This is a genomic window from Flavobacterium sp. LK-23, from assembly GCF_058135255.1.
Genome location: NZ_JBYUVT010000001.1, coordinates 594,520 through 607,162, shown reverse-complemented (window position 1 = coordinate 607,162; position 12,643 = coordinate 594,520). Strand labels below are relative to the sequence as shown.

The 12,643-nt window shown below is 33.7% G+C and carries 7 protein-coding genes and 1 pseudogene; all 8 read left to right on the top strand.

What is annotated here, in order from left to right; translation table 11 throughout:
• Positions 1–93: 93 nt before the first annotated feature.
• Positions 94–1,152 (top strand): HlyD family secretion protein, encoded by a 1,059-nt coding sequence (locus AC3Y25_RS02580; RefSeq protein WP_489901634.1) that lies wholly within the window; start codon positions 94–96, stop codon positions 1,150–1,152.
• 6 nt (positions 1,153–1,158) lie between these two features.
• Positions 1,159–3,309, top strand: a pseudogene (locus AC3Y25_RS02575) (peptidase domain-containing ABC transporter).
• 116 nt (positions 3,310–3,425) lie between these two features.
• Positions 3,426–4,496: an NADH:flavin oxidoreductase/NADH oxidase gene (locus tag AC3Y25_RS02570; RefSeq protein ID WP_489901633.1), complete on the top strand. Its 1,071-nt coding sequence runs from the start codon at positions 3,426–3,428 to the stop codon at positions 4,494–4,496.
• Between the two features lie 76 nt (positions 4,497–4,572).
• Complete coding sequence (locus AC3Y25_RS02565) at positions 4,573–5,616, top strand: Gfo/Idh/MocA family oxidoreductase (RefSeq protein ID WP_489901632.1); 1,044 nt, start codon at positions 4,573–4,575, stop codon at positions 5,614–5,616.
• A 262-nt stretch (positions 5,617–5,878) separates the two neighbouring features.
• On the top strand, positions 5,879–7,099 hold the full coding sequence (locus AC3Y25_RS02560) for an MFS transporter (RefSeq protein ID WP_248728963.1): 1,221 nt from the start codon (positions 5,879–5,881) through the stop codon (positions 7,097–7,099).
• A 216-nt stretch (positions 7,100–7,315) separates the two neighbouring features.
• On the top strand, positions 7,316–10,135 hold the full coding sequence (locus AC3Y25_RS02555; protein ID WP_489901631.1) for a carboxypeptidase-like regulatory domain-containing protein: 2,820 nt from the start codon (positions 7,316–7,318) through the stop codon (positions 10,133–10,135).
• 11 nt (positions 10,136–10,146) lie between these two features.
• Entirely contained in the window at positions 10,147–11,484 is a 1,338-nt protein-coding gene (locus AC3Y25_RS02550; protein WP_489901630.1) for a DUF5689 domain-containing protein, read from the top strand.
• A 137-nt stretch (positions 11,485–11,621) separates the two neighbouring features.
• Positions 11,622–12,479 (top strand): hypothetical protein, encoded by an 858-nt coding sequence (locus AC3Y25_RS02545; protein WP_379794962.1) that lies wholly within the window; start codon positions 11,622–11,624, stop codon positions 12,477–12,479.
• The last annotated feature ends 164 nt before the right edge of the window (positions 12,480–12,643 follow it).

The following is a 12,643-nucleotide window of genomic DNA, read 5'->3' as shown; positions in this document are numbered from 1 at the left end:
TATAGTAAATAACCTATGGACTTCAGTTCAGACCCTATAAACACTCTCGAAAATCTTATTGCAAAAAACAAAACAAAAAGCTTTTCAATTTATTTGATAATTCTTCTTGCTGTTATCACTTTATTGGGGTTATTGCCAGTAATTAAATTAGATATAAGCAGTCAGAGTAGAGGAATAATTCGAAGTAAAATAGATAATGTTCCTGTTACAACAATTGTAAGTGGAAGGATAAATTGTATAGCATTAAAAAATAATGTTTTTGTAAAAAAAGGAGATACACTTTTAAAGATCTCTAAAGAAAATTTGGAAAGCGATAAAAGGACCCAAGATACATTGTCAAGCTCTGTTTTGTTGTTGTTAAGTGATATTTCAAATCTTTTACAAAATAAGCCATCACAATTGCAGACATCCACAGCGCGTGAAGATTTATTTAAATTTCAATCTGGAAAAAATGAACTGCAAAGCAAAATTTCTCACGCTCAGATAAATTATGACCGAAATAAGATTTTGTACGATAAAGATATTATCGCAAAAGCAGATTTTGAAAAATATGAATATGAATTAAGCTTAGCCAAACAAGCATTGCAAAGTTTTATAAGTCAGCAAAAATCAACATGGGAAAATCAGAAAAGAGATTTAGAAGAACGATTGAAAAATCTTAATGGAACTGTTGCTAAAATAAACGTTGAGGCCAATAATTATTTCGTTTTGGCTCCCATTTCTGGAACTATAGAAAACTTTTCAGGGATTCAAAAAGGTTCTTTTATAAACGTATCGCAATCTATTGCAACAATTTCTTCTCCAGATCATCTTATTGTTGAGAATAATGTTTCTCCAAACGATATTGGTTTGATTAAGAAAAATCAAAAAGTAAAATTTCAAATAGATGCTTTTAATTATAATCAATGGGGGTTATTGGAAGGGAAAGTAATTGATATTGACCAAAATATAACAATGCAGGGAGAGCAAGCTTTTTTTAAAGTTCGCTGTGCATTAGATTCTAAAACTTTACATCTAAAATCAGGATATAAGACTGATGTTTCAAAAGGAATGACCTTAACTACGAGATATATAATTACACGCCGAAGTTTATTCGATTTGCTATTTGACAAAATAGACAATTGGCTAAACCCAAAACAACTATCAGCTTAAAATTAAATGGCTTCAATAAAAATAAAACAACATGATATTAAAGATTGTGGCGCTGCTTGTTTGGCATCTATTGGAAACCATTTCAAAGTTAATCTTCCAATAGCGAGAATTCGTTAGTATGCCAACACAGATAAGCGAGGCACGAATGTTCTTGGAATAATTGAAGCTGCCGAGAAAATGGGTTTTACAGCAAAAGGAGTAAAAGGAGGTTTAGACTCTTTAGATAAAATACCGCTTCCTGCTATTGCCCATATTATTGTAAAAGAGCAATTGCAACATTATGTAGTTATTTACAAAGTTGAAAAATCTACAATTACGGTTATGGATCCAGGTTTTGGCAAAATGGGAACATACACTTTTGAAGAGTTTCAAAAAATATGGACAAGTGTTTTAATTCTTTTTGCAGCAAATGATGATTTTAAAATAGTAGATGAAAAAACGTCACCTATAAAAAGGTTTTGGAATTTAATTCAGCCACACAAAACTATATTAATTCAAGCATTAATTGGCGCTATAGTATTTACAGTTTTAGGATTGGGTATGTCTATCTATATTCAAAAAATAACAGATTATGTTTTGGTTGATGGCAATAGAAATCTGCTTAATTTATTAAGTGTTTCCATGGTCGCAATTATTCTGCTTCAAGCTTATATTGGGGCAAAGAAGAGTATTTTTGTGATGAAGACAGGTCAGTTAATCGATGCTAAATTAATTTTAGGGTATTATAAACATTTGCTTCATCTGCCACAGCGGTTTTTTGATACCATGCAAATAGGAGAAATCACCTCTAGAATAAATGATGCTGTAAAAATACGATCCTTTATAAATGAAACCGCAATCGAAATGATTGTAAATATTTTTATTGTTGTCTTTTCATTTGCATTAATGTTTACCTATTATTGGAAATTGGCTTTGGTTATTATTCTAGTTATTCCATTTTATGTTTTAGTTTATTTTCTGCTAAATAAATTCAACAAAAAAGTTGAAAGAAATATAATGGAGAATGCAGCAGAATTACAAACACAATTAGTTGAAAGCATTACGCATGTTAGAACTGTAAAGGAATTTGGGATTGAAGAGTTTTCAAATTTAAAAACCGAAAACAAATTTGTAAAACTATTATTCATAACATATAAATCTGGTCTAAATGGCATTTTTGCCACAACATCGACACAGTTTCTGGCATCTGTATTTACTGTAATCTTAATGTGGATTGGTTCAGGTTATGTAATCGACAGAGCAATTACTCCTGGAGAATTGTTTTCCTTTTATGCGTTAATCGGTTATTTTACTTCGCCCGTTGCATCCTTAATTAATATGAATAAAACAGCACAAAATGCACTAATTGCAACAGACAGACTTTTTGAAATCATGGATTTAGAAAGAGAAGAAACAGAAAACAAAATTGAATTATCAAAAGAAAATTTGGGAGATATAAAATTTGAAAATGTTTCTTTTCGCTATGGATCTCGCATGGAAGTTTTTAAAAAGTTTAATGCCATATTCAAGAAAAATCAAACAACAGCTATTGTAGGTGAAAGCGGTAGCGGAAAAACGACTTTAATTTCGCTTTTGCAAAATCTTTACCCAATAAAAGAAGGTAAAATTAATATTGGAGATTTTGATCTTCAACATGTTCATTATAAGAGTTTAAGGAAAATTGTTGGTGTTATTCCCCAACAGCTTAATTTGTTTTCTGGAAATATTATAGAAAACATTGCTTTAGGGGAATCTTTTCCTAATATTCAGAGAATTTTAGAGCTTTCAAAGCAACTTGGAATTCATGAGTTTGTCGAGAAATTGCCAAATGGTTTTGAAACACAGATTGGTGAAAATGGAGCGATGCTTTCGGGCGGACAAAAGCAAAGAATTGCCATTGCAAGGGCATTGTATAAAAATCCTGAAATCTTATTAATGGATGAAGCGACTGCATCATTAGATACTAATTCAGAAAAAATGGTGAAAGATGTTATTGATAATTTTAAATCCTCAGGAAAAACTATAATCGTCATTGCACATCGTTTAAGCACAATAGCCAACGCTGATACTATATTGGTTATGAAAAATGGTTCTGTTGTGGAGTCAGGTAATCATTTTGATTTGTTGGATCAAAAAACGGAGTATTATAATTTATGGAATAAGCAGAATTTGATTTAAATGTTTGTTAATTAATAAACATTTCGATTTCTCGTTTTAACAAGATACTGTAACTTTACTTTTTGAACACTGCCTTACTCAATTGGTAGTATAAACTCATTAAAAGTTACACGTATATGGCAACGAAATTATTTTCTCCGCTTACTATAAAAAATATCACTTTAAAAAATAGAATTGCAATCTCGCCTATGTGCCAGTATTCTGCCGTTGACGGATTTGCAAACGATTGGCATCTGGTTCATCTAGGAAGCCGTGCCAGCGGAGGTGCTGGGCTTATTATTCAGGAAGCGACGGCGGTTTCTCCAGAAGCGAGAATTTCTCCAGCCGATTTAGGAATCTGGAAAGACGAACACATCGAAAAACTAAAACAAATCAACGCTTTTATTGTTTCTCAAAATTCGATTCCTGGAATTCAGTTAGCGCATGCAGGAAGAAAAGCAAGTGTTTCGGCTCCATGGTTGGGAAATAAAAAGTTAGATTTCGCTCAAGGCGGATGGCAAACCGTTGCACCAAGTGCGATTCCGTATCATGACAACGAACCCTTTCTTCCAGAAGCGTTAGATAAAAACGGAATCCAGAAAGTGATCTCCGATTTTAAAACGGCAACCAAAAGAGTAGTCGAAGCAGGATATCAAGTTGTAGAAATCCATGCGGCTCACGGATATTTATTGCACCAATTTTTATCGCCTTTAACAAACGTAAGGACAGATGAATATGGAGGAAGTTTCGAAAACAGAATTCGCTTCACTTTAGAAGTTGTAGAAGCAGTACAGTCAGAATGGCCTTCAGATTTGCCTTTGTTTGTTAGAATTTCGGCAACCGACTGGGCAGAAGATGGTTGGAACCCAGAAGAATCTGTACAGCTTTCCAAAATATTAAAAGAAAAAGGAGTAGATTTAATTGATGTTTCGTCAGGCGGATTGGTTTCGCATCAGAAAATCACATTAGGACCATGTTATCAAGTTCCATTTGCAGAAAAAGTGAAACAAGAGGCGGGAATTTCTACAGGCACAGTGGGTTTAATTACAGAAGCCAAACAAGCCGAAGAAATTTTAAATAACAGTCAAGCCGATTTAATTCTGTTCGCCAGAGAATCTTTAAGAAACCCAAACCTTCCGTTGGATTTTGCTAAAGAACTAAACGACGATATTCAATGGCCAAAACAATACGAAAGAGCTAAACTTTAATTTTTTTTCCGCCACGAATTCACGAATCTATTTTTTTAATTCGTGAATTTGTGGCGAATAAACTAAAACAAAACCAATGCAAAAGATAAAAACAGCATTATTATCATACGGAATGTCGGGAAAAGTTTTTCACGCTCCGTTTTTAGATATTCACGAAGGATTTGAACTTTTAGGTTCTTGGGAAAGAAGCAAAAAGCTAATTCAGGAAGATTATCCATACGTAAAAAGTTATGCTTCGCTCGACGAATTATTAAGCGATGATGTGGATTTGGTCATTGTAAACACACCAGTTGGAACACATTACGAATATGCTAAAAAAGTGCTTTTGGCAGGCAAACATGCTGTTGTAGAAAAAGCATTTACAACAACGGCTGAAGAAGCAAAAGAATTGGCAAAAATCGCGAAAGAAAAAGGCTTGAAATTGGCTGTTTTCCAGAATAGAAGATGGGATAGCGATTTTAAAACCGTTAAAAAAGTAATCGATGAAGGTCATTTAGGAGATTTGGTCGAAGCCGAATTTCATTTTGATCGTTACAATCCGTTATTGAGTCCGAAAGCGCATAAAGAAACTGCCAATGATGGGGCAGGAGTTCTAAAAGATTTAGGTCCTCATATTATAGATCAAGCGGTTAGTTTATTTGGCTGTCCAAAAGCAGTTTTTGGAGATATTCGAGTAACGAGAGAAAACTCAGTTGTAGACGACTGGATCGATCTTACTTTGTTTTATTCTAATTTCAGAGTCCGTTTAAAAGCAGGATTTTTTGTGAGAGAAGCCAATCCGGCATATACCATTCACGGGAAAAAAGGTTCTTTCTTAAAACCTCGCGGAGATGTTCAGGAAGACGAATTGAAAATTGGTAAAAAACCGAACCTAGATTCTTGGGGAACAGAAGATGAAAGTTTACAGGGACTTTTACACACCGAAATAGACGGTAAAATTGTGCGAGAAAAAATACCAACGCTTCAAGGCAATTATTTCAGTTTCTTCGATGGCGTTTACGATTCTATTGCAAACAATAAAAAAGAACCTGTTACCGCAGACGAAGGTGTAAAAGTAATGCAGGTTATAGAAGCTGCAATTGCGAGTAATGCCCAGCAAAAGGTAATAGGCATATCATAACACATTCTGTAGGAACAAAGAAGTATAATATTTAAAAAAGGAGCATTTTCAATTTTGAGAATGCTCCTTTTTTGCTTCAATAAAAAAATCAAACCAATTATAATTCTACTAAAGCCGAAAAATTGTAATTTTAGTAATAAGAATTCAACTCAAAACCTTTGAATTTATAAACAATAACGTTGTATATTGTGTATAACCTTAGACTTTATGCACTTTAACGAGCGTTTTTAGTATTTTTGATCCTATTCCAATAAAATTCAATATGCTGTTAAACATTAATCCATTATCGCTTTTTCAGACCAAAGCCAAAATCAAGAAAGTATTTAGAGAAGCCAAAGCTTCCTATTTAAATCGGATTCGTTTTGCTGTGGGAATGTTTTATTTCGGAATGGGTTTGAGTTTTGCCACATGGGCTAGTAGAATTCCAGATATCAAAACAGCTTTGCATTTAACAGAAGGAGATTTAGGTTCTATTCTTTTTGCACTTCCGGTTGGACAGCTAATCGTTATGCCATTTTCAGGAAAAATGGTAACCAAATTCGGCAGTCATCGTATTCTAATTTTCTCTTTAATTATGTATGTTTTGTGCTTAATCAATTTAGGTTTGGCGACAACATCGTTACAATTATCATTAGGATTATTTTTGTTTGGCGTGTTCGGAAATCTTGCCAATATTGCCGTAAACACGCAAGGGGTTTATACTGAAGTTTTGTTCAAAAAAACAATCATGTCCTCTTTTCACGGAATGTGGAGTTTTGCTGGATTTACAGGTGCACTTGTAGGTTTAGGAATGCTAGCTTTAAAATTAAGTCCGTTGCATCATTTTATCATTGTAGCCGGAATTGTTTTATTGATGGTCGCTTTTAACTTTAAATTTTTGGTTAGAGCCAAAGAAAAAAAGAAACCAAAAGAAGAAGGCAAAAAGCTATTTGTGAAACCAGATACCGCTTTACTTTGGTTAGGTGTTATCGGATTCTGCAGTATGGCCAGCGAAGGCGTTATGTTCGACTGGAGTGGTGTTTACTTTAAAGATATTGTAAAAGCCCCTGGGCCATTGGTGGTTTTAGGCTACACTTCTTTTATGATTATGATGGCCAGCGGAAGATTTCTTGGCGACGGATTAATCAATAAATTTGGCCGAGAACGTGTTATGCAGATCAGCGGTGTTATGATTTCGGCTGGGCTTTTTACAGCTGTTTTTCTTCCTTATATCATTCCGTGCACAATCGCTTTTATGTTTGTAGGTTTGGGCGTTGCCACGATCGTTCCTACTGTATATAGTATTGCAGGTAAAAATCCGACAGTTCCAGCGGGAGAAGCTTTAACGATTGTTTCGAGTGTAAGTTTCTTAGGGTTCTTAATGGGACCGCCTGTAATTGGACATATTGCGCAAAGTTTCGGATTGCAGTTTTCTTTTGCTTTTATCGGAATTTTTGGTGTTCTAATCGCTTTTATGGTTTCTAAAATTAGAACTGAAGCGTAATAAACCCCTTTGTAAAATTGATTTCTTTTAACTATTCTTTCATTATATTAAAATAAATTTGAAAGAATTTACTTATAATTAAATATTTTGTTTATTTTTGAATTTCAAACTTCAAGCGCTGAAGTTTGAAATTTTCTTTTTTTCCAAAAACCAATTTTATCTTTTGAATTAAGGATTGTAATCCTAGAATATTTTCAAAGTTAATAATAGGTTTTAATGGTAAAAAAATACGCATTCTTCTTTATTTTTTGGTTCTTTAATTTTGCTTTTTCGCAGAAAGAAATTACGGTAACAGGAATTGTTATTGATGCCCGAACACAGAATCCGTTGGAAAGTGTAGTGGTAACGATACAGAATACAGCCGTGATGCAACTTACATCAAAAACCGGGAAATTTGAACTTCATATATTTCCCAAAAAAGAACAGCTGCTTTTACTAAGAAGTCAAGGATACAAAGATTTTCTTTTAAAAGTAAAGTCTAATTCTGGACAGGATATTGATCTTGGAATTTTACAATTAGAAGATACTTATTCAGACGAGGTCCCGGCTGCATTGATTACGCTCTCAGATAATGATTTTTCAGATGATAACAGTTCATCAGAAATGGCATCTGGACTTTTACAATCTTCAAGAGATGCTTTTATGCAGGCATCGGCATTCAATTGGGGACAGGCTAGATTTCGCATTCGTGGTTTAGACAGCGAAAATGCCATCACGATGCTTAACGGAATGCCCATGAATAAAATTTACGATGGCAGACCACAATGGGGAAATTGGGGTGGTTTAAACAATGTGCTCCGAAATCAGGAATTCTCAGTAGGAACAGCAGCTTCCAATTATACTTTTGGAGGCGTTTTAGGAACACAACAGATTTTTACTCGTGCTTCTTTATATAGAAAAGGAACATCACTCACGTTTTCGGGAAGCAATACCACTTATTTATGGCGGGCAATAGGAACATATGCTTCAGGAATGAATGCCTCTGGTTGGGCTTTTGTAGTTTCGGCTGGAAAACGCTGGGCAGATGAAGGGTATTTTGAAGGCACAAATTTCGATGCTGATTCTTTTTTTCTTAGTGCCGAAAAGAAATTAAACAACAGACATTCTCTCAATTTTACAGGATTTTACACGCCAAATTCTCGCGGAAAGAATTCTGCGAATACAGCTGAGGTTACTGATTTAATGGGCGAAAAATACAATTCGTATTGGGGGTTTCAGAATGGTGAAAAGAGAAATGCAAGAATAAAAAATGTAAAAGAGCCGCTCTTTATGCTGAATCATTATTTTAAAATGGATGATAAAACCAATCTGAATTCTTCTATTATGTATCAATTCGGTAAAGTTGGAAACAGTAATATCGATTACCAAAATGCTGATAGTCCAGATCCTGTTTATTATAAAAAAATGCCAAGCTATTTTAGTTCGCTTTACGCGAAAGATCAAGGCGAATTTTCGGGCGCATTTACTCCAGATTATGAAAATGCAGAAAAAAACAAAGTGGCATTTCTGGAACATCCGCATATCAATTGGGATGTAATGTATTTTGCCAATCAAAAAATAGGGCAAAATGGTTATTTGCCTGCTCAAAGTCATTATGTGCTTTATGAAGACAGAACAGATGATAGGACTTGGGCAGTAAATTCAAATTTGAATACACAGATAACTCCCAATATTTCTTTTGATGGAGGATTTACTTTTAAGAAATTAAAATCGCATAATTTTCAATATTTATTAGATCTTCTAGGTGGCGCTTATTTTGATGATATTGATCCGTTTTATAAAGGAAGCCTTTCTCAGTCCGATTTGCAGCATCCAGATCGCCAAGTCGTAAAAGGAGATATTTATGGATACAATTATAATTTACTGGCGAATACTTTAGATGTTTTTGCGCAGTTTAAATTTAGCTATAATAAAACAGAATTCTTTTTGGCGCAATCCTATTCCATGTCAGATTACCAAAGAGAAGGACTGTATCAAAACGGATTGTATCCAACAAATTCGCTAGGTAAAAGTGAGAAAGTAAATTTTGAGAATTTCGGTTTCAAAGGAGGTTTTACCTATAAAATTTCAGGAAAACAATTGTTGTTTTTTAATGCTGCACATTTTACCAGAGCGCCTTCGCTTCGAAATACGTTTTCAAATTCACGTTTAAATAACAATGTCGTTGACGGAATCGAAAGTGAAAATATAAGTAGTGCCGAGGCTAATTATGTATACCGTTCTGCAAAACTCAAATTACGTTTAACAGCATATTATTCTTTGATTAAAAACACTTCAAAAACTTCTTATTTCTATGCAGAAGGAATTTTTGACAACGGTTCGGGTTATGATTCAACCAATGCATTTGTAAGTCAGACTTTGACCAATTTGGATAAGAAAAATATTGGAGCAGAATTAAGTTTTGAATATCAGATTTGGCCAACAGTAAAAACAACTTTATCTGCAGCATTCGGGAATTACATCTACAATAGCAATCCGAACGTAATCATTGTAAACGATGCCAATAGAGCGAAAGAAGGAGCGCAAACAACTTTTGATTTTGGAAGCGCTTATTTAAAGAACTATAAGCAGCCAGGAACTCCACAACAGGCCTATTCTTTTGGATTAGAATATCGTGATCCGAAGTTCTGGTGGATTGGCGGGAACATCAATTATTTGGCAGAAAACTATATTGATGTTTCACCAATTTCTCGTACTTCTCAATTTTATATCAATCCAGCCAATGGTTTTCCTTTTCCTGAAGCAACTTCCGAAAGAGGAAATGAATTATTAAAACAAGAAAAGTTTAATCCTGCCACATTACTAAATTTTAGCGGAGGCAAATCTTGGCGTATTCATAAAAAATACGTGGGACTTTTTGCCAGTATAAATAATGTTTTCGATTTAATGTATAAAACTGGTGGTTTTGAACAGGCAAGAAATGCCAATTTTAGAGCACTAAATCAGGACGCATCTAGTGGAACGCCATCTTTTGGACCAAGATATTATTATGGCTATGGCCGAACTTATTTTCTAAATCTTACAATCGGTTTATAAACCTATTCCTCATGAAAAAACTAATTTTATTTTTTGTTATATCGTTACTGTATGGTTGCAGTAACGAGGTTGAAACGCCAGAATTAAAATGTAATCAACCTAATTTTACTGTAAACAAATCGGTAGCAAAATTATGTGAGCTTTCGGGAACGACTGCTAAACAATATTTATATGATGATATCATAGAAGCTTATGTTATATCGAGTGATGAAGGAGGTAATTTTTTCAAAACGATTTCATTACAGACAAAAGAAACTGAAAATGCGCCTGCTATTGGTTTTAGTGCTCCAGTTGATGCCACCAATACTTACATTGATTATCGAGTGGGAAATAAAGTGTTTGTAAAACTTAAAAATCAATTTACAGATTTGTATTATGGTGGTTTAAGAATCGGAAGTTTGTATGTGAGCAATGCTGGAGACCCGACAATTGGAAGGATTTCTCAAAACGAATATAGAAATGTGCTGAATGCTTCCTGTACCACTATAGACGAGAATCAATTGGTAAAATCACTTTCTGTGGAAGAAGCGCTTTCGGATTCTAAACTAAATACTTTGATCGAATTAAATGATGTTGAATTTACAGAAGCAGCATTAGGACGCCATTATTTTGAAGAATCCAATAATGTAGGAGGTTCAACGAATTGGTATTTGAGAGATAAAACAGGAAATCAGATTATTTTTAGAACAAGCGCTTATGCAAAATTTGCAGATCATTTTGTGCCAGAAGGAAGCGGAAAAGTAAGAGGTATTCTAACAAAATTTGGAACTGATTATCAATTTATGGTCCGATATGAAAGTGATATTGTGATGAATGGAAAAAGAAATACTCCGTTTTTTTCAGAAGATTTCCAATCGGTTAAAAACAATGTCAATTTTGTGCTTCCGGGCTGGAGTAATATTGTAGAGAAAGCATCTAAATTATGGAAAAGTATGGTTTACGCCGGAAATGGTTATGCCGAATTTAATACCACAAGCACAACTGCGGCTGAGAATATAGCTTGGTTAGTTTCACCAAAAATAAATCTTACAGGGTATAAAAATGCTGTTCTCTCGTTTAGAAGTGCACAGCATGATTTGAAAGTAGATTCGCCTTTAAATACTTTAGAAGTTTATGTTTCAACCAATTTTGATGGTGCAAGTGTGACCAAAGCAAAATGGACAAAACTGGAAGCAAAAGTGCCAACGCTTTCAACGCCTGCTCGAGAATTTATAAGTTCTGGCGGAATCGATCTTTCTGCTTATTCTGGAAATATACATATTGCATTTAAATATATTGGTTCTGGAAAAGATAAAACATTAAATGGCGCTTTTATGGTAGATGACGTAAAGATATTTGGAGAGAAGTAAGAACTAATTTAGAATAATGAAAATAATCTACTGATTTTTAAAGTATTATTGAAAAGTTTGTAGTTTTTGTATTTCAAAACGTTAAAATCTAATTGAATTTTGTATTTTGGTCATCCCAAATCAATACAAAAACAAATATGAAAACCTACTTTATTGCCATCTTAATGATGGTGTTTCCTTGCTTGATGCACAGTCAAGACGACGTTAAACTAAAGCAGATTAACATTGTAAGAACAAATTACCAAAACTCTAAAGACGGCGAAATTGTTAACAAAACAATGGTTTTTAAAGAGGGTAAGCTTCAAACCATAACCACTTCAGATGTTGTACAGCATTTTTATTACAACAAAAATGGTTTGCTGGATATGACTGTAAAAGACAAAGTGGGAAGCGATTGGAAAGAAGTAATCAACTATACTTACAACCCTGATAACAACATTACCAAATTTGTGAAAAAATATCAGGAAGGCCCTAATTATATTACAAAAGTGGTTTCGTTTGTATATGAAGGAGCAAGGGTAAAAGTAACTACAAAAAAGAGCACCAACCACCAGAATTTAGTAGACGATATTGAATATCTTGTTGAAAACGGAATTATTGTAAGACGTACTTCACGAGATAGAAATAAGGCTATTATTGGAAAATTAGAATATGTTTATGTAAACGATAATGTATCAAGACATAAAGGATTGGTAGGAGACAAAATCTCTAAATCATACACTTACGATGATAAAAAGTCGGTTGACCAGTTAATCGTTCAGAGTCTTTTTGGGGATAATTACAAAGTAATTGTTCCAATGATTTCTTATCATGAAGAAGAATTTGAATTTGAATCTATTTCTTATAATAACGAAATGAATTTCAGCCCATCATCTACAGCTTTAGTTGCGGTGAGCAGAAAATACAAATACAACAAATTAAATTACCCAATTTCTTGTTCTCAAATAGAAGAAAACGGAATTGTGAAAACGGAAAAAACGTTTATTTACGAATAAAGGTTTTAAACTTAGACCATTCATTTGAAAAGTGGAGCTTTAGTTGAGTTTATCTTGACGGGTTCCATTTTTTTTTGAATTATAATGTCTTAATATAAACGTAAAAACAAAATTGTATAATCGATTGTAGCTGACAAATGATTAAATTTGCACCTTATTCAAGA